The sequence below is a fragment of the Enterobacter sp. 940_PEND genome (assembly GCF_001059415.1).
GTDB classification, from domain to species: Bacteria; Pseudomonadota; Gammaproteobacteria; order Enterobacterales; family Enterobacteriaceae; genus Enterobacter; species Enterobacter cloacae_M.
This window is the reverse complement of sequence record NZ_JUMS01000088.1, coordinates 23,754-41,366: the sequence shown is the minus strand read 5'-3', so window position 1 is coordinate 41,366 and position 17,613 is coordinate 23,754. Positions and strand designations below refer to the sequence as shown.

The window sequence follows — 17,613 nt, the reverse complement described above, 5'->3', positions numbered from 1 at the left end:
CGCCACTGGCAAAGAAAAAGGAGCAGTTATGTTGATTCAGGTGGGTGAGCTGGCGAAACGCGCCGGGATCACCGTGCGGACATTGCACCACTATGAGCAAACAGGGTTGTTGCTGCCTTCTGCCAGAAGCGCGGCAGGTTACCGGCTTTACAACCTGGCGGATGTACAGCGTCTGCACATGATCCAGGCGCTGGCAAAAGCGGGGCTGGAACTTGCTGAAATCAGGGATTTCCTGGAACAGGAGTCGCTGTCGTTAACCGAGTTACTCGATGCGCAAATCACGCTGCTGGATAAACAGCTGCGCAGCATACATACGCTGCGCGACCGGCTGGTGGATCTGCGGACCGGGCTTCTCGACGATGCGACGCCGGATCTGGAATCCTGGCTACAGACTCTGGAGTTAATGAATATGTACGATCGCTGGTTTAGCAAAGAAGAATTACAGCAGCTGCCGTTTGCGGTGCAGAAGGATGCGCTGGCGGCTATCTGGTCAGGGCTGGTTGCAGAGGCTAAGACGCTTCTGGAGCAACATATATCCGCGACTGACGCGCGGGCGATGGATCTGGCGACGCGCTGGATGGAACGCCTGGAGCAGGACACGGCGGGCAAGCCGGAGTTTCTCACCCGGCTGAACGAGATGCACAGCGTTGAACCGCAGATGCAGGCGCAGACCGGCATCACGCCGGAGATGACGGATTACATCACGCGCGCGTTTGCTGAGTCTAAGCTCTGCATATGGGAGAAGTATCTCACTGCCGAAGAGATGGCCTTTACCCGGGCACACTACTTTGACCGCATGATGGAGTGGCCGCCGCTGGTGGCGAAACTGCATCAGGCGCAGCGGGATAATATCGATCCTGCCTCGGAGGAGGCGCAAAAGCTGGCTGAAAACTGGCTGGCATTGTTCCAGTCTTACGCGGGCACCAGCCCGGAAACTCAGCAAAAGTTTCGCGCAGCCATGCAGCAGGAGCCGCACCTGATGAAAGGAACCTGGATGACGCCTGCCGTGCTTGCATGGCTCCAGCAGGCGATCGGGGTGATGATGCAGAGACGTTTCTCTGCATCATGAGACTCACAGATCCGCTAACGCGGCTTCACGGTTAGGGTAGAAGGAGAGTCGGCCAGGGATAGGCTGCACGCCCGCGCGCGCCATGGTGCGCAGCGGCTGAAACTCCAGGTTACTCACCCGCAGCTCACAGCCTTCCGGCAGACGTGCCACAAAGCGCTGGAAGGCATCCAGGCCGCCTGCATCCAGCACCGGTACGGCATCCCATTTCAGCACCACAACCCGTTTGCCCGCGATGCGGGACTCCAGATCGCTGAACAGACCTTCCGCCGCGGCGAAGAACAGCGGGCCAATCACGCGCAGCACCAGCACATCGTCAGGCACCTCGACGTTAACCGGGGAAAGGCGCGTCATCTGCGCAATACGGCGCATAAACAGCAGGGAAGCCAGCACGATCCCGACGCTGATGGCGATAACCATATCGAACAGTACGGTCAGCGACATACAGATCAGCATCACGATGATGTCGTCTTTCGGCGCGCGACGAAGCAGGTTCACCACCTTGTGCGCCTCGCTCATGTTCCATGCCACCATCAGCAGCAGGGCGGCCATGGCGGAAAGCGGTAGCCAGGAGAGCAGCGGGGCGAGGATCAGCAGGGCGAGGATCACCAGCACGGAGTGGATAACCGCCGAAACCGGTGAGGTCGCACCTGCGCGGACGTTGGCCGCAGAACGGGCGATGGCTGCCGTTGCGGTAATACCGCCGAAGAACGGCGCGACGAGGTTGCCTAATCCCTGACCGACCAGTTCGCTGTTGGCTTTGTGTTTGGTGCCGGTCATGCCGTCCAGAACGACGGCGCAGAGCAGGGATTCAATCGCCCCCAGCATTGCCATAGAGAACGCGGCGGGAAGCAGGGCTCGCAGGGAATCCCAGCTTAGGGTGAAGCTGGAGCCGGGCATGTCCCACGGCAGCACCAGCTGCGGTAGCAGTTGCGGAATACCGCTACCCTGTGAACCGTCCGCCAGAACATAGTGGAACTGCGAGCCGATAGTCGCGACGTGACCACCGAGCATATTGACGATCGCCATCACCGCGCAGCCCAGCAGCAGCGCGGGCAGATGGCCCGGCAGACGAATACCGAGGCGAGGCCAGACGATCAGCGTACCCAGCGTCACAATCCCGATGGCGGCGTCGCCCAGGTTGGCCGTCGGCAGCGCCATAAACAACGCCCCCACTTTTTGCAGGTAGTGCTCCGGTACGTGGGGCATCTGCAGGCCGAGGAAATCTTTGATCTGCATGGTTCCGATGGTAATACCAATCCCCGAGGTGAACCCCAGCGTCACGGAAAGGGGAATATATTCAATCAGGCGACCAAAGCGGGCCAGACCAAACAAAATCAAAAAGACGCCGGACATCAGGGTGGCTACCAGCAGGCCTGCCAGACCAAACTGCTGCGAAACCGGGTAGAGGATCACCACGAAGGCGGCGGTCGGGCCGGAGACGCTGAAGCGCGAACCGCCCGTCAGGGCAATGACGATCCCGGCAACGGCCGAGGTGTACAGACCGTACTGCGGCGCAACGCCGCTGCCAATCGCCAGCGCCATCGCCAGCGGGATGGCGATGATGCCGACGGTGATCCCGGCAATCAGGTCACGGACAAAGCGTGACGAGGTGTACTTCTCTTTCCAGCAGGCGTCGATGAGGGCGCGAAAGGGCAGAACATGTGAGGAGGCTACGTTTTTCACAATTATCTATCATCCGTATGCGCATCATCTGTCATATGAATGGCAGGTGAAGGAGGCATTAATCATACAAATAAAACCCGGAGACAAAAAAACCCGCCGCAGCGGGTTTTTCGGCCGTGTTCGATTAGTGTTCGAACATTGCTGAGATGGATTCTTCGTTGCTGATACGACGAATCGCTTCGGCCAGCATCCCGGACAGGGTCAACGTACGCACGTTTGGCAGTGCTTTGATCTCGTCGCTCAGTGGGATGGTATCGCATACCACCACTTCGTCAATGACGGAGTTGCGCAGGTTGTTTACCGCATTACCGGAGAAGATCGGGTGAGTCGCGTAAGCGAACACGCGCTTGGCACCACGCTCTTTCAGCGCTTCAGCTGCTTTACACAGCGTACCGCCGGTATCGATCATGTCGTCAACCAGCACGCAGTCACGGCCAGCAACGTCACCGATGATGTGCATCACCTGAGAAACGTTAGCGCGCGGACGGCGTTTGTCGATGATCGCCATGTCGGTATCGTTCAGCAGCTTAGCGATAGCACGGGCACGTACCACGCCGCCGATGTCCGGAGAAACCACGATTGGGTTATCCAGGTTCAGCTGCAGCATGTCTTCCAGCAGGATTGGGCTGCCGAATACGTTATCAACCGGAACGTCGAAGAAGCCCTGGATCTGCTCTGCGTGCAGGTCAACGGTCAGTACGCGGTCAACGCCGACGCTGGACAGGAAGTCAGCGACAACTTTAGCTGTAATTGGCACACGCGCGGAACGGACGCGACGGTCCTGACGGGCATAGCCGAAGTAAGGGATTACAGCAGTGATACGGCCTGCGGAAGCGCGACGCAGGGCGTCGACCATAACAACCAGTTCCATCAGGTTGTCGTTCGTTGGAGCACAGGTGGACTGGATGATGAAAATATCACCACCGCGTACATTTTCGTTAATTTGTACGCTGACTTCGCCGTCGCTAAAGCGACCTACGGCGGCGTCGCCGAGGGAAGTGTACAGGCGGTTGGCAATACGTTGTGCTAGTTCCGGGGTGGCGTTACCAGCAAAAAGCTTCATATCAGGCACGAGAAGAACCTCAGGCATGCGTCCAGTGGTGGATAGCGTTCGCCGCAAACTGTGCGGGCCAAACGAAGGCTATCCAGGCGGTGTATTAAAGAGCGCGATGCAACGTCTGGAACAGGGTGACGTTGTCACCGAAACTCAGTCTGCGCCAGAATGGTCTGCTGTAGGGGGGAGGTGTTCATCCCACGTGCTACAAAACCATGCAGCCAAACCGGCGCTTGCTCAAGCACCTGACGAGCGGCGGATTCGGTGTCAAATTCAGCAAAGACACAGGCCCCTGTACCAGTCAGGCGCGACGGCGCGTATTCTAACAGCCAGGAAAGCACCGCATCAACCTCGCGAAAACGTTTTCTTGCGATATCCTCGCAATCGTTGCTGAATTCACAATTTAATAACGTTTCTATTGACCGAACCGGGGTATTCCTTTTCAGGTCAGGATCTTTAAAGATGACCGGGGTCGGAATACTCACGCCAGGGTGGGCAACCAGATACCACTTCTCCGGCGGTTCAGCCGGGGAGAGAATCTCACCCACGCCTTCAGCAAAGGCCGCATGACCGCGCACAAACACCGGGACATCCGCCCCCAGCGTCAGGCCGAGGGCTGCCAGTTCGTCCTTCGACAGCCCGCAGCCCCAGAGGTGATTCAGCGCAACCAGCACGGTGGCGGCGTTGGATGATCCACCGCCCAGACCGCCGCCCATCGGCAGGCGTTTCTCGATACGGATATCCGCACCGCTTCCCGCGGGCAGACGGGCCGATTCCGCCGCGGCTTTCATCAGCAGACGCGCGGCGCGCACGATCAGGTTGTCCTCATGCGCCACGCCTTCGACCGGCGTTAGCAGGCAAATCTGCCCGTCCTGGCGCAGTTCAATAGAGATCGTGTCGCCATAGTCAATAAACTGAAACAGCGTCTGCAGGGTGTGGTACCCGTCAGCACGCTGGCCGGTAATGTATAAAAACAGGTTCAGCTTTGCCGGAGAGGGCCAGTGGGTCATCATTTAACGATCCAGTTGTCCATTTTCAGCTTGATACGCTGGCTGCCCTGGGTCAGCTCCATGTTTGATGGCAGCGACGGTTTACTCTTGCTGTCATAGGCGCTGTACACCACTTTCCAGGTTTTGCCGTTCTGTGTGTAATTCACCTGGCTCAGACGGTACTGGTCGTCAAGGGTGTAGTCAGTTGCCTCCCCCGGCAGGCCAAGGATCCACTGGCGCAGGCTGTTGAGCGGGATTGGCATCCCGGTCAGCTTGCCAATCATCTCTTCGGCATCGGTCGCGGTATAGTGCTGGCCTTTGTTATCGGTGATCTGCGCTTCGCCCGGCTTGGCGATAAGCTCCAGCTCGGTGCTGCCCAGCGGGTTCAACAGCAGCAGGCGGTAGTTGTCCTGTCCCGTCTGCTGCCAGAAGAAGCGGGCATAAACTTTTTGTTCGTCAGAGAGATAAGCGAAAGCGCCGCGGGTCTGGTACTGGTTCAAATTACGGACGTCCTGCTGGTGCTGACGCCACTGCGGTGAATCAGGGCTTTTGCCCGGGCCTTTTGGTTGGGTGACGGTACACGCGGTCAGAACCAGTGCTGCCAGCGGCAGCAGGCGAATCAGTCGGGTCATAATGAGGACAAATCCTTGAGATACGTTGCAGTTATAACTGTTAATGCTAGCGTCGAAGGGGGCTACCGTCTACGTTCAAATTATCTCAAAGGGTTGTGTAACCTATTACTCCGAAAGGGGGCAGTCCCTTTTATTGATCTCGCGCATCCTGTATGATGCGTTCTGCTAACCTTATTAACGCTGGTACTACTCCCGCTCAACATGACCCTATTAGCACTCGGCATCAACCACAAAACGGCTCCGGTTTCGCTGCGAGAACGCGTGACGTTTTCGCCGGATACGCTTGACCTGGCGCTGGACAGCCTGCTTGCACAGCCTATGGTGCAGGGTGGCGTGGTGCTCTCGACGTGCAACCGTACCGAGCTGTATTTAAGCGTGGAAGAGCAGGACAACCTGCACGAAGCGCTGATCCGCTGGCTATGCGACTACCACAATCTCAATGAAGACGAGCTGCGCAACAGCCTGTACTGGCATCAGGACAACGATGCCGTCAGCCATCTGATGCGCGTCGCCAGCGGGCTGGATTCACTGGTGCTGGGCGAGCCGCAAATTCTGGGACAGGTGAAAAAAGCGTTTGCGGATTCGCAAAAAGGGCATCTGAAGGCCAGCGAGCTGGAGCGCATGTTCCAGAAGTCGTTCTCCGTGGCAAAGCGTGTGCGAACCGAAACCTACATTGGTGCCAGTGCGGTTTCTGTTGCTTTCGCGGCCTGCACCCTTGCACGCCAAATCTTTGAATCCCTTTCTACCGTTACCGTGATGCTGGTGGGCGCGGGCGAAACCATCGAACTTGTGGCGCGCCATCTGCGCGAGCATAAAGTGAAAAAGATGATTATCGCAAACCGCACCCGCGAACGCGCGCAGGTGCTGGCGGATGAAGTGGGTGCAGAGGTGGTTGCCCTGAGCGACATCGATGAACGCCTAAAAGAGGCGGACATTATCATCAGCTCAACCGCCAGCCCGCTGCCGATTATCGGAAAAGGGATGGTGGAGCGTGCGCTCAAGTCCCGCCGTAATCAGCCGATGCTGCTGGTGGATATCGCCGTCCCGCGCGATGTTGAGCCGGAAGTGGGCAAGCTGCCTAACGCCTATCTCTACAGCGTGGATGACCTGCAAAGCATCATTTCGCACAACCTTGCCCAGCGTAAAGCGGCGGCGGTTCAGGCGGAAACCATCGTCGAGCAGGAAACCAGTGAGTTTATGGCCTGGCTGCGCGCGCAAAGCGCCAGCGAGACCATACGCGAGTACCGCGGGCAGGCGGAGCAGGTGCGTGATGACCTGACTGCCAAAGCGTTAGCGGCCCTTGAACAGGGCGGCGACGCAAATGCGATTATGCAGGATCTGGCGTGGAAACTGACCAACCGCCTGATCCATGCACCAACCAAATCTCTTCAGCAGGCTGCCCGTGACGGGGATGATGAACGCCTGACTATTCTGCGCAACAGCCTCGGGCTGGAATAGCGCCCTATACCCATTTTCTAAGACAAGGTGCACTTACGCCTATGAAGCCTTCTATCGTCGCTAAACTGGAAGCTCTGCACGAGCGCCATGAAGAAGTACAGGCGCTGCTCGGGGATGCCGGGACCATTGCGGACCAGGAACGTTTTCGCGCGCTCTCGCGTGAATACGCGCAGTTAAGTGATGTTTCTAAATGCTTTACCGACTGGCGACAGGTTCAGGAAGATATCGAAACCGCGCAGATGATGCTCGACGATCCTGAAATGCGCGAGATGGCGCAGGAAGAGTTGCAGGATGCGAAAGCGCGTTCTGAAGAGATGGAGCAGCAGCTTCAGGTGCTTCTGCTGCCGAAAGATCCGGACGATGAGCGTAACGCGTTTGTGGAAGTGCGCGCCGGTACCGGCGGTGACGAAGCGGCTCTGTTTGCTGGGGATCTGTTCCGCATGTACAGCCGCTACGCCGAATCGCGTCGCTGGCGAGTGGAGATCATGAGCGCCAACGAAGGCGAACATGGTGGCTACAAAGAGGTTATCGCCAAGATCAGCGGCGACGGCGTGTACGGTCGTCTCAAGTTTGAATCCGGCGGTCACCGCGTGCAGCGCGTACCGGCCACCGAATCTCAGGGCCGCATTCACACCTCCGCCTGTACGGTTGCGGTGATGCCGGAGCTGCCGGAGGCTGAACTGCCGGATATCAATCCGGCGGACCTGCGTATTGATACGTTCCGCTCCTCTGGCGCGGGCGGTCAGCACGTTAACACCACCGATTCCGCCATCCGTATTACCCACCTGCCGACCGGCATCGTCGTTGAATGTCAGGACGAGCGTTCACAGCACAAAAACAAAGCCAAAGCGTTGTCCGTGCTGGGCGCGCGTATCCACGCAGCCGAAATGGCGAAACGCCAGCAGGCGGAAGCCTCTACGCGCCGTAACCTTCTGGGCAGCGGCGATCGCAGCGACCGTAACCGCACCTATAACTTCCCTCAGGGGCGCGTAACCGACCACCGCATCAACCTGACGCTGTACCGTCTGGACGAGGTGATGGAAGGGAAGCTGGATATGCTGATCGAGCCTATCGTGCAGGAATACCAGGCCGACCAGCTGGCGGCGCTGTCCGAGCAGGAATAATGGATTTTCAGCGCTGGTTACGTGAGGCGGCCGGTGAGCTTTCAGAAAGCGAAAGCCCGAAACGCGACGCCGAAATTTTGCTTGAGCATGTGACGGGTAAAGCCCGCACGTATCTGCTGGCTTTTGGCGAAACCGAACTGACCGCGGAACAGGAAGCGCAGCTCGCCGCGCTGCTTGCCCGCCGTAAAACCGGCGAGCCGGTGGCGCACCTTGTCGGTGAGCGTGAGTTCTGGTCGTTACCGCTTTACGTCTCGGCGGCGACGCTGATCCCGCGTCCGGACACCGAGTGTCTTGTAGAGCAGGCGCTGGCGCGTTTACCGGCGGCGGCCTGCAGCATTCTCGATCTCGGTACCGGGACAGGGGCTATCGCGCTGGCGCTCGCTACCGAGCGGCGCGACTGCGCGGTGACGGCGGTGGATGTAATGCCCGATGCGGTGGCGCTGGCGCAGCGTAACGTGGAACGTCACGGGCTTCGCAACGTGACGGTGCTGCAAAGCAGCTGGTTTGCCGCGCTGGAGAATCGCTCATTTGCGATGGTTGTCAGCAATCCTCCCTACATCGACGAACATGACCCGCACCTTGCGCAGGGAGACGTGCGCTTCGAACCGCTGACGGCGCTCGTGGCCGGCAACGCGGGATTAGCCGATCTCGATCACATTGTGACAACGTCACGAAAACATTTGCTTCCCGGCGGCTGGCTGCTCGTGGAACATGGCTGGACGCAGGGAGAAGCCGTGCGGGCACTGTTTACGCAAGCTGGCTACGCCGCTGTCGAAACCTGCCGCGACTACGGCGGCAACGAACGTCTGACGCTGGGGCAGTGGCTATGAGCCTCTTTACCGTGCTCATTACCGTCCACCTCATTTCCGTTGCGCTGACCATCAGCTTTTTCATCGTCCGTTACTGGTGGCGCTACAGCAACAATCCGCTGACGGATGCCCGCTGGGTGCGTATCGCGCCGCACTGCATCGACACGCTATTGCTCCTTTCCGGTGCCGGGCTCATGTGGAAGACCGGCTATCTGCCATTTACTGATAAAGGTGCATGGCTGACTGAAAAGCTGTTTGGCGTTATCATCTACATCGTTTTGGGTTTTATCGCGCTTGGGCGTCGTCGTCCGCGCAGCCAGCAGGTCGGGTTTATCGCCTTTCTGCTGGGTCTGGTGGTGCTGTACATCATCATTAAACTCGCCACCACAAGAATACCGTTACTGGGGTAAGTCATGAGGTCCTTAGCCGATTTCGAATTTAATAAAGTGCCGCTTTGCGATGGCATGATCCTGATTTCTGAGATGATTCGCGACGATTTTACGTCGCAGTTTGTCTACGATGAGCTGGAGAATCTGGTCAGCCTGGCGCGTGAAGAGATTAATCAGGCTCGCCCGCAAGACTGGCAATTAGAGAAGCTGCTGGAGCTTTTCTACGGCGAATGGGGTTTCTGCGACACGCGGGGCGTGTATCGCCTGTCTGACGCGTTATGGCTGGACCAGGTCTTAAAAAATCGTCAGGGCAGCGCCGTGGCGCTGGGTTCTATTTTGCTGTGGGTCGCGCACCGTCTGGATATTCCGCTAGTCCCGGTCATTTTCCCGACGCAAATGATCCTGCGCGCTGAGTGGCTGGACGGTGAAATGTGGCTCATTAATCCCTTCAACGGCGACACGCTGGATGAACATACGCTGGACGTGTGGCTGAAAGGCAATATCAGCCCGGTGGCTGAACTCTTCAACGAAGATCTCGACGAGGCGGATAACGCAGAAGTGATCCGCAAGCTGCTGGATACGCTGAAGTCTGCGTTAATGGAAGAGCGTCAGATGGAGCTGGCGTTGCGCGCCAGCGAAGTGCTGCTGCAGTTCAACCCGGAAGATCCGTACGAAATTCGCGATCGCGGGCTGATCTACGCGCAGCTCGACTGTGAACACGTGGCGCTGAATGATTTGAATTATTTCGTCGAGCAGTGTCCGGAAGACCCCATTAGCGAAATGATTCGTGCGCAGATCAACGCGATCTCGCACAAACAAATTACACTGCATTAATCTTAATTCCGATTCACACCTGAATAAGGCGATCCTATGAAACAAAAAGTGGTTAGCATTGGTGATATCAAGGTAGCAAACGACCTGCCGTTCGTACTGTTTGGCGGCATGAACGTGCTGGAATCCCGCGATCTCGCCATGCGTATCTGCGAACACTACGTGACCGTGACCCAGAAGCTGGGTATCCCGTACGTGTTTAAGGCCTCTTTTGACAAAGCCAACCGCTCCTCCATCAACTCTTACCGTGGCCCGGGCCTGGAAGAGGGAATGAAAATTTTCCAGGAGCTGAAGCAGACCTTTGGCGTAAAAGTGATCACCGACGTGCATGAAGCCTCTCAGGCGCAGCCGGTGGCAGACGTGGTGGATGTGATTCAGCTCCCGGCATTCCTGGCTCGCCAGACCGACCTGGTTGCGGCGATGGCGAAAACCGGTGCCGTGATCAACGTGAAGAAACCACAGTTCGTCAGCCCTGGGCAGATGGGCAATATCGTCGATAAATTTATCGAAGGCGGCAACGATCAGGTCATTCTGTGTGACCGTGGCGCAAACTTCGGCTACGACAACCTGGTTGTCGACATGCTGGGCTTCAGCGTGATGAAAAATGTCTCCGGCCAGTCTCCGGTGATTTTCGACGTGACCCACGCCCTGCAGTGCCGCGACCCGTTCGGCGCCGCGTCCGGTGGCCGTCGTGCCCAGGTGACCGAGCTGGCGCGCGCCGGCATGGCAACCGGTCTGGCCGGCCTGTTCATTGAAGCGCACCCGGATCCGGATAACGCAAAATGCGACGGCCCATCCGCGCTGCCGCTGGACAAGCTGGAGCCGTTCCTGAAGCAGATCAAAGCGATTGACGATCTGGTGAAGAGCTTCGACGAGCTGGATACCAGCAAATAATAAAAAAACCCGCTTCGGCGGGTTTTTTTTATGCTTTCTCCCTCTCCCTGGGGGAGAGGGTTGGGGTGAGGGCATCAGCCCGCACCGGATAAAATTACGCAAATATCGTCATCAGATACGCAATAAACAAGGCCATATGCGCCGCGCCGTTCAGCACGTTGGTACGCCCGGTTGAGAACGAAATCTGGCACAGCAGCAACGAGGCGACCATCACAATCATCTCCGGCGCGCCCAGCGCAAACTGCAGCTCGTTGCCCGTCATAAAGGCAATCAGCGTCACCACCGGTACGGTGAGTGAAATCGTCGCCAGTACGGAGCCGAAGAACAGGTTCATTGCGCGCTGCACCTGATTATTCAACACCGCTTTCAGCGCGCCCAGCCCTTCCGGCGACAGGATCAGCAGCGCCACCAGGAAGCCGGTAAACGCCACCGGCGCGTTCAGCTCGGTTAACAGCGTCTCCAGCGGGTTAGCGTTCATCTTGGTGACGGCAATCACCGCAATCAGATGCACGATCAGCCAAACCGTATGCCACGCGCTGCTGTGGGCAGACGGCTTGCCGTGGTGCGGGTCATCATCGTCGCCGTCATCTTCATGCTCGTACACAAACAGGCTCTGGTGCGTTTTGGTCTGAATCAACAGGAACACGCCGTACATGGCGGCGGAAATCAGTGCGACCAGCAGCGCCTGCCCGGTGGAAAAGTTTGCACCCGGCAGCGCCATCGGGAAGACCAGCACGATAATCGCAAGCGGGAAGAGGGCGATCAAATACTGTTTAATGCCGAACAGGTTCATATACTGGGTCGCAAATTTGCGCCCGCCCAGCAGCAGAGAGAAGCCTACCAGGCCGCCCGTTACAATCATAATGATCGAATAGAGCGTGTCGCGCATCAGCGTCGGCGCGGCATCGCCGGTCGCCATAAGGGCGGAAATCAGGCTGACTTCGAGAATAACAACGGAAAGGCTGAGAATTAACGATCCGTAAGGCTCGCCCAGACGGTGGGCCAGGACGTCCGCGTGGCGAACGACGCTAAACGCGCTGGTTAAGATGCCGACCAGGGCCAGAATATTGATACCAACCACCACTGGCAGTGACTGACTGCTTCCCCAGAAGAGCAGCACAGCCAGTGCCAGAACCGGGAAAATGAGTGACGTCTCCTTGTGGCGGGTCTTTACCGCCTCGTGTGTTGCTGTCATGTGCTTCTCCATCAATGCAGGTGCTTGTAATTATAGATAGATTTTTGAGGTCATTAAATTAACAGAACTCTGTTAAATACCCTTTGTTTTTTACTTAATTTTACCCTTTTTCATTATTTTCATTTCTGATGTCCATAATGCCGTGTTTTTGTTGAATACCCATTAAATAACAGTCAATTAAAAATATAATGCACTCATAAATTATTGTCGGGTGGCACCATGGCATATCGTCGTCCACACTTATCTCTTTAACCAAAAGAGAGGTTAGTGATGCCCTATAAAGCGAAACGTGAATTACCGGATAACGTGCAAAACGTGCTGCCCGCCCACGCGCAGGATATCTACAAAGAGGCGTTCAACAGCGCCTGGGATCAGTACAAAGACAAGGACGATCGCCGGGATGATGCCAGCCGTGAAGAGACGGCCCACAAAGTCGCCTGGGCCGCAGTAAAACATGAATATGAGAAAGGAGACGACGATAAATGGCATAAAAAGAAATAGTCGTGAAATGATTCGCTGCCTTCATTTTGACTTTTCAGGCGGTTGAACTTCCGTTGTATTGCAACTGGTCCGCTAATTGCTTATCGTTATTCGACTGCTGGCAAAATGACCAGCACAGAATGCCGGGAAGGCGAATTACAGATGTCGCAAGGAAGCATGCAGTGGCGGAGGTGGAAAGTGTTAACGCGTGATTTCTTAATGAAGGCAGATTGTAAGACGGCATTTGGTGCTATTGAGGAATCGCTTCTCTGGTCAGCTGAACAACGTGCGGCGTCACTCGCTGCCACGCTTGCCTGCCGCCCGGATGATGGCCCGGTATGGATTTTTGGCTACGGCTCCCTGATGTGGAACCCGGCTCTGGAATTTGTCGAATCGGCAACGGGAACGCTGCCTGGCTGGCATCGCGCGTTTTGCCTGCGCCTGACGGCCGGACGCGGCAGCGCGTGCCAGCCCGGGCGCATGCTTGCACTGAAAGAGGGCGGGCGCACCACGGGCGTGGCGTATCGCCTGCCGGATGCCACGCTGGAAGAGGAGCTCACGCTGCTCTGGAAGCGCGAGATGATCACCGGCTGCTATATGCCGAGCTGGTGCAAGCTGGAACTGGACGACGGACGCACCGTCAACGCGCTGGTGTTTATTATGGATCCGCGCCATCCGCTGTATGAAGCGGATACCCGCACGCAGGTGATTGCCCCGTTGATTGCCGCCGCCAGCGGGCCGCTGGGCACCAACGCGCAGTATCTGTTCTCCCTCGATCAGGAGCTGACACGCCTCGGCATGAAGGACGATTGTCTGAATGAGCTGGTGGTGAAGGTGAAGGCGCTGCTGGAAGGGAACCCGCTCAACAGCACGCTGCGACAGGGTTTTGCCTGACAATACGCCCGGCTTGCCGGGCGTTTAAACTTATGCTGCCACGTAGCTGACGGAATGCTCCAGCGACTGGCTGTGGCTATCGATCAGCACATCCCACGTCCCGGTATACGGCACGGTAAGCCAGGCTTTATCGTCCTGTACGGTGAGAATATCCGCCTGGGACTGTTTTTGCGCTTTCGAACTCATCAGATGAATACGACAGCGTTCTGAGCAACGCACCACTACCGTATCCCCACCAAACAGTTTCAAACTTGTTTTTACCAGTGCCATTTTTTTACCCCGTAGTCTTAAACAACGCTCTCCCTGCTGCCATATCCGAGCGTGATGTTGTTCACAATTCACTCATGGCATAACACCAAAGGGGAGGGGGTGGGATGCTGATTTTGATCAAAAAATGGCATAACGATTAAACAAAAATGACAAAATTCCTCAAAATTTAGGCTGGCGCGCGTTTTACCCGCTAAACGCGCTCCGGAAGAAGATTAAATGCGGAAATGCCCGGCTGTTTCAGCAAGGTCGCCCGCCTGGCTCTGCAGGGCACCCGCGGCGGCGGCGGATTCCACCACCAGTTCGGCGTTCTGCTGAACCATTCTGTCGAGATGGGTCACCGCGTGGTTTATCTCATGAATCCCTTTCATCTGCTCGCTGGTGGCGATGGAGATTTCGCGCATGATGCCAGAGACGCTGCCGATGCTGGAGCGGATCTCATCCATGCTTTCCCCCGCCAGATGTACGTAGCGGGAGCCTGTTGCCACGCTGTCGGTGGTGGAGTCAATCAGGGATTTGATCTCTTTCGCCGCCTGAGCGCTACGGCTCGCCAGGTTACGCACTTCGCCTGCTACGACGGCAAACCCGCGCCCCTGCTCACCCGCACGCGCCGCCTCGACGGAGGCGTTCAGCGCCAGAATGTTGGTCTGGAAAGCAATGCCGTCAATCACGCTGGTGATATCGCCAATTTTTGCCGACGCGACTTCAATAGACTGCATGGTGCTGATCGCCTGGGATACCACCTCGCCGCCGCGCGCCGCGGCCGCTGAGGCCTTGCTCGCCTGGTCGTTGGCTTCTGCCGCCGATTCATTCGACTGCGTCACGGAGGCGGTGATCTGCTCCACGGCGCTGGCCGTCTCGCGCAGGCTGGATGCCGCCTGCTCGGTACGTCCGGAAAGATCCTGGTTACCTGCGGCTATCTCCTGCGCCGCGTTTTTCACCGATTCACTGGCATCCCGGAGCTGCACCATCACCACCGACAGTTTATCGCTGAAGGCGTTAAAGGCCTGGGCAATTTGCGCGACCTCGTCCTCGCCGCTGTCCGGCAGGCGCTGGGACAGATCGTTAGTGCCGTTAGCAATGTTGTGCATCGCGTCGCGAATGTCGGACAAACGCTTGAGCAGGCGGGCAATCAGGAAATGCACAATGGCGGCGCTCAGCAGTGCGAGGATCACCAGCGAAATCCCCGAGGCTTTAAGCAGGGAACGCATGCCGGAGGTGGCGTCACCGCTGTCGAGCGCGACGACTAACAGCCAGTTTGTGCCAGGCACGGCTGTCGCCACGAAGGTTTTTTCAGCGTCGTTTAGCGTTCCGTCGACGGGGTTACCGCTTTTCAGCGCAGCAAAATCAATGCCCTTGATTGTCTCAGCAAACGGTTTCAGCGTGAGGGCAGGATCGTTAGCGGCAATCACGCTGCCGTCACTGTTCAGAAGCAACCCGCTGCTGGCCGGGGTTGGATGGATCCCGCGCACGTTAGCCACTACGCTGTCCATCGCTACATCGCCCGCCACGACCGCTTTGAGCGTGCCATTTTCTTTCACCGGCACGGCGAAGGTAACCACCAGTTTACCGGTCCCCGCGTCAACGTATGGCGCGGTGACAACCGGACCGTCCGTGCTGACCACCTGCTGATACCACGGGCGAATAGTCGGGTCATAGTCCGCCGGAACGCCCGCCGGTTCAGAGAATTTCGCCGTTTTGCTGGCGTAGCCAACATAGACGTTGGTGAATCCACCCGCCTGAGCAAGCTGTTTAAACACCGGAACCGGGTCGTCACTCAGCGCAACGGTCTGCGCGGAGGCGATCACCGTCATCTTGCTTTTTACCCAGTCGGCAATCGCCATGTTATGGCTGGCGCTGGTGCTGGTCAGGATATCGCGCTGGGACTGCTGGTTATCCTGGCGCGTGACCTGGAAGTTGATAACGGTATTAAGGAGAAGGGCGACGACCAGACAGCCTGCCGTCGCCGCGATGATGCGTGCACGAATCGATCTGAACATAAGTGAAATACCTGCTGTGTTGTTTCCATGCCTATCGGCAACCCCGCAGGTAAACTTGATGCTGAAACCGCGTCCATAAGAAAATAATATTTTTACGGGTTTATTATTAAAAAGTTAATACTTTATCGGCGGACAGCGTCCACTCGGCCAGCTCAACCAGCGTACCAATCTCTACGCCATCAATCAGCGGCAGACCGGTAATGCCGCGGCCGTCGGTGCAGGTCTTGCACAGCTTCACCGGCACGTTTTGCGCGGTGAGGATCTCCAGCATCTGCTGAATGTTATAGCCCTCTGCCGGTTTTTGACCCTTCAGCCCCGCGGTGACCGCGTCCGACATTAAAAAGAGTCGTAACGCCAGGTCGCTCTCTTTTTCACGCAGCGCAATCGCCAGGCGCAGACTGTTGAAAAGGGATTCGCTGCCGTAAGCCGCACCGTTGGCGACGATCACAATCTTTTGCATGTTGACTCCTGTTCTTATAAAGGCACGAATATTGCTTAGCTTTTCCAAGTTTAGCTGTTCTGGAGAGTAAGCATGACATTAATGGCTGGCATTTCGCCAGGCGCTGGCGAATGGCTCGAGCGCGCAAGGATGATGCGCCGGGAGCAGCTCAGCAAGCTGGCACAGCTTGGCGTGCTTGTGCACGGCATTAGCCAACTGGTGCATATGTTACAGTGCGAGCGTGGGGCGTCCAACGTCTGGCTCTGTTCACAGGGTAAGCTCTACGCTCCTGAATGCAAAGCCAGCCGGGCGCTGGTGGATGAAAACCTCGCTGCACTTTATGACATTCTTGAAAAACAGTCGCCGATCCCGGGAAGTACGGTCTGTGAACGCATCGGCGGCGCGCTCCTGAGCCTTGATATGCTTCCCGCGCTGCGCGACGGTGTTATTCAGCAAACGGTAACGGCGCCGCAGGCGATGGAACACTACTCCCGCATGCTTCGCCATCTGCTCAGTATCGTACCGCAGCTCAATGACAGCATTGACGATCCGCAAATCGCCGGGCGTTTTGTTGCCCTTTATAGCCTGATGCAGGGGAAAGAGCTGGCGGGACAGGAACGGGCCCTGGGAGCGATTGGCTTCACGCAGGGCTTTTTCGATGATGTGACTCGCCAGAGGCTGGTTGACCGCATCGACGGGCAGCAGGCCTGCTTTGAAATTTTTCTCTCACACAGCTCCGCTGACGTCCAGACCACCTTTTCTCTGCACTGTCAGCCCGATCTTGAAACGGAGCAACTCCGGCGCGTGGCCTGCACCCGCCAGCCTGCCGCGGATGATGGCCTTACCGCTCTGGCCTGGTTTGCTCTGCAAACCGCGCGCCTTGAGCATCTGCGCACGCTGGAGGAGACGCTCATCGCCGATCTGATGACGGCGGTGGACGAGCGTATTTACCGTAACGATGAGTACGTGCCTCCCGCCGATGAGCAGGACGATCCGCTGATACAGTATCCGGAAAAACCGTTGCTCACCCTGGTGCGCCAGCAGGCGCGCGAGATAGAACAGCTCTCGCGCCAGCTTGCATCGCTGCGCGACACGCTTGAAGAGCGCAAAGTCATTGATAAAGCGAAAAGCCTGCTGATGACCCACCAGAATATGAGTGAGGAACAGGCCTGGACGGCGCTGCGCAAAATGGCGATGGACAAGAACCAAAGGATGGTGGATATCGCCCGCGCGCTGCTGATGGTGAAGAATTTATGGCAGATAATACCAAAGGAGTAGCTGCACGGTCAGCGGGCATTTTATGCCTGATTAAGGTGCGTGCAGGCGAGGGGAGTTCGGTTAGCGCCCCGGAAAAAGCGGGTTAAAACCTGGCATTCACTTTGCATTATCAGATTAACCATTTTTGA

At 57.2% G+C, this 17,613-nt stretch carries 18 protein-coding genes; 10 read left to right on the top strand and 8 right to left on the bottom strand.

What is annotated here, in order from left to right:
• Nucleotides 1–28: 28 nt before the first annotated feature.
• Nucleotides 29–1,069: a MerR family transcriptional regulator gene (locus ADJ24_RS12205; RefSeq protein WP_023312131.1), complete on the top strand. Its 1,041-nt coding sequence runs from the start codon at nt 29–31 to the stop codon at nt 1,067–1,069.
• Nucleotides 1,070–1,072: 3 nt separating this feature from the next.
• Here the strand turns inward: ADJ24_RS12205 and dauA are convergent, their stop codons facing one another.
• The 4 genes from dauA to lolB all read right to left on the bottom strand — a co-directional run bounded on the left by dauA (nt 1,073) and on the right by lolB (nt 5,427).
• On the bottom strand, nt 1,073–2,752 hold the full coding sequence (gene dauA, locus ADJ24_RS12200; protein ID WP_023312130.1) for a C4-dicarboxylic acid transporter DauA: 1,680 nt from the start codon (nt 2,750–2,752) through the stop codon (nt 1,073–1,075).
• A 124-nt stretch (nt 2,753–2,876) separates the two neighbouring features.
• Complete coding sequence (gene prs / locus ADJ24_RS12195) at nt 2,877–3,824, bottom strand: ribose-phosphate diphosphokinase (protein ID WP_003856663.1); 948 nt, start codon at nt 3,822–3,824, stop codon at nt 2,877–2,879.
• A 125-nt stretch (nt 3,825–3,949) separates the two neighbouring features.
• On the bottom strand, nt 3,950–4,819 hold the full coding sequence (gene ispE, locus ADJ24_RS12190) for a 4-(cytidine 5'-diphospho)-2-C-methyl-D-erythritol kinase (RefSeq protein WP_023312129.1): 870 nt from the start codon (nt 4,817–4,819) through the stop codon (nt 3,950–3,952).
• Nucleotides 4,816–5,427 carry a lipoprotein insertase outer membrane protein LolB gene (gene lolB / locus ADJ24_RS12185; protein WP_023312128.1) on the bottom strand — a complete coding sequence of 204 codons (612 nt, stop codon included), beginning with the start codon at nt 5,425–5,427 and terminating at the stop codon, nt 4,816–4,818. The genes ispE and lolB overlap by 4 nt, the downstream gene beginning before the upstream one ends.
• Nucleotides 5,428–5,628: 201 nt before the next feature.
• On the opposite strand from lolB, the gene hemA reads away from it, so the two are divergent.
• The 6 genes from hemA to kdsA are packed head-to-tail and all read left to right on the top strand — an operon-like array spanning nt 5,629 to nt 10,932.
• Nucleotides 5,629–6,885, top strand: coding sequence for a glutamyl-tRNA reductase (hemA, locus tag ADJ24_RS12180; protein WP_048702562.1), 1,257 nt, complete (start codon nt 5,629–5,631; stop codon nt 6,883–6,885).
• A 41-nt stretch (nt 6,886–6,926) separates the two neighbouring features.
• Nucleotides 6,927–8,009, top strand: coding sequence for a peptide chain release factor 1 (gene prfA, locus ADJ24_RS12175; protein ID WP_021240360.1), 1,083 nt, complete (start codon nt 6,927–6,929; stop codon nt 8,007–8,009).
• Nucleotides 8,009–8,839 (top strand): peptide chain release factor N(5)-glutamine methyltransferase, encoded by an 831-nt coding sequence (gene prmC / locus ADJ24_RS12170; protein WP_023312126.1) that lies wholly within the window; start codon nt 8,009–8,011, stop codon nt 8,837–8,839. The genes prfA and prmC overlap by 1 nt, the downstream gene beginning before the upstream one ends.
• Nucleotides 8,836–9,228, top strand: coding sequence for an invasion regulator SirB2 (sirB2, locus tag ADJ24_RS12165; RefSeq protein ID WP_023312125.1), 393 nt, complete (start codon nt 8,836–8,838; stop codon nt 9,226–9,228). Before prmC ends, sirB2 begins: the two co-directional genes overlap by 4 nt.
• Nucleotides 9,229–9,231: 3 nt before the next feature.
• Nucleotides 9,232–10,041: an invasion regulator SirB1 gene (gene sirB1 / locus ADJ24_RS12160; protein WP_023312124.1), complete on the top strand. Its 810-nt coding sequence runs from the start codon at nt 9,232–9,234 to the stop codon at nt 10,039–10,041.
• A 36-nt stretch (nt 10,042–10,077) separates the two neighbouring features.
• A complete protein-coding gene (gene kdsA / locus ADJ24_RS12155) occupies nt 10,078–10,932 on the top strand; it encodes a 3-deoxy-8-phosphooctulonate synthase (RefSeq protein ID WP_023312123.1) in 855 nt (284 codons plus the stop codon).
• Nucleotides 10,933–11,026: 94 nt separating this feature from the next.
• Here the strand turns inward: kdsA and chaA are convergent, their stop codons facing one another.
• Nucleotides 11,027–12,127 (bottom strand): sodium-potassium/proton antiporter ChaA, encoded by a 1,101-nt coding sequence (chaA, locus tag ADJ24_RS12150; protein ID WP_023312122.1) that lies wholly within the window; start codon nt 12,125–12,127, stop codon nt 11,027–11,029.
• A 270-nt stretch (nt 12,128–12,397) separates the two neighbouring features.
• On the opposite strand from chaA, the gene chaB reads away from it, so the two are divergent.
• Nucleotides 12,398–12,628 carry a putative cation transport regulator ChaB gene (gene chaB, locus ADJ24_RS12145; RefSeq protein ID WP_023312121.1) on the top strand — a complete coding sequence of 77 codons (231 nt, stop codon included), beginning with the start codon at nt 12,398–12,400 and terminating at the stop codon, nt 12,626–12,628.
• Between the two features lie 177 nt (nt 12,629–12,805).
• On the top strand, nt 12,806–13,501 hold the full coding sequence (locus ADJ24_RS12140) for a gamma-glutamylcyclotransferase (protein ID WP_023312120.1): 696 nt from the start codon (nt 12,806–12,808) through the stop codon (nt 13,499–13,501).
• A 30-nt stretch (nt 13,502–13,531) separates the two neighbouring features.
• On the opposite strand, the gene ADJ24_RS12135 is transcribed toward ADJ24_RS12140, so the two are convergent.
• From ADJ24_RS12135 to ADJ24_RS12125, 3 genes are all read right to left on the bottom strand, one after another.
• Nucleotides 13,532–13,771 carry a DUF1883 domain-containing protein gene (locus tag ADJ24_RS12135; RefSeq protein ID WP_010432930.1) on the bottom strand — a complete coding sequence of 80 codons (240 nt, stop codon included), beginning with the start codon at nt 13,769–13,771 and terminating at the stop codon, nt 13,532–13,534.
• A 212-nt stretch (nt 13,772–13,983) separates the two neighbouring features.
• Nucleotides 13,984–15,768, bottom strand: a complete 1,785-nt coding sequence (locus tag ADJ24_RS12130) for a methyl-accepting chemotaxis protein (protein ID WP_023312119.1) — start codon at nt 15,766–15,768, stop codon at nt 13,984–13,986.
• A gap of 106 nt (nt 15,769–15,874) precedes the next feature.
• Entirely contained in the window at nt 15,875–16,228 is a 354-nt protein-coding gene (locus tag ADJ24_RS12125) for a DsrE/DsrF/TusD sulfur relay family protein (RefSeq protein WP_008499522.1), read from the bottom strand.
• A gap of 72 nt (nt 16,229–16,300) precedes the next feature.
• Here ADJ24_RS12125 and nasR point away from each other — a divergent pair, with 72 nt between their 5' ends.
• Nucleotides 16,301–17,485, top strand: a complete 1,185-nt coding sequence (gene nasR, locus ADJ24_RS12120) for a nitrate regulatory protein NasR (protein WP_023312118.1) — start codon at nt 16,301–16,303, stop codon at nt 17,483–17,485.
• Nucleotides 17,486–17,613: the final 128 nt, after the last annotated feature.

Coding starts and splice junctions, on each gene's coding strand:
- ADJ24_RS12125 (WP_008499522.1), bottom strand. CDS start 16,228: ATGCAAAAGATTGTGATCGTCGCCAACGGTGCGGCTTACGGCAGCGAA.
- sirB1 (WP_023312124.1), top strand. CDS start 9,232: ATGAGGTCCTTAGCCGATTTCGAATTTAATAAAGTGCCGCTTTGCGAT.
- prmC (WP_023312126.1), top strand. CDS start 8,009: ATGGATTTTCAGCGCTGGTTACGTGAGGCGGCCGGTGAGCTTTCAGAA.
- ispE (WP_023312129.1), bottom strand. CDS start 4,819: ATGATGACCCACTGGCCCTCTCCGGCAAAGCTGAACCTGTTTTTATAC.
- chaA (WP_023312122.1), bottom strand. CDS start 12,127: ATGACAGCAACACACGAGGCGGTAAAGACCCGCCACAAGGAGACGTCA.
- prfA (WP_021240360.1), top strand. CDS start 6,927: ATGAAGCCTTCTATCGTCGCTAAACTGGAAGCTCTGCACGAGCGCCAT.
- ADJ24_RS12130 (WP_023312119.1), bottom strand. CDS start 15,768: ATGTTCAGATCGATTCGTGCACGCATCATCGCGGCGACGGCAGGCTGT.
- sirB2 (WP_023312125.1), top strand. CDS start 8,836: ATGAGCCTCTTTACCGTGCTCATTACCGTCCACCTCATTTCCGTTGCG.
- hemA (WP_048702562.1), top strand. CDS start 5,629: ATGACCCTATTAGCACTCGGCATCAACCACAAAACGGCTCCGGTTTCG.
- ADJ24_RS12205 (WP_023312131.1), top strand. CDS start 29: ATGTTGATTCAGGTGGGTGAGCTGGCGAAACGCGCCGGGATCACCGTG.
- nasR (WP_023312118.1), top strand. CDS start 16,301: ATGACATTAATGGCTGGCATTTCGCCAGGCGCTGGCGAATGGCTCGAG.
- kdsA (WP_023312123.1), top strand. CDS start 10,078: ATGAAACAAAAAGTGGTTAGCATTGGTGATATCAAGGTAGCAAACGAC.
- ADJ24_RS12135 (WP_010432930.1), bottom strand. CDS start 13,771: ATGGCACTGGTAAAAACAAGTTTGAAACTGTTTGGTGGGGATACGGTA.
- chaB (WP_023312121.1), top strand. CDS start 12,398: ATGCCCTATAAAGCGAAACGTGAATTACCGGATAACGTGCAAAACGTG.
- lolB (WP_023312128.1), bottom strand. CDS start 5,427: ATGACCCGACTGATTCGCCTGCTGCCGCTGGCAGCACTGGTTCTGACC.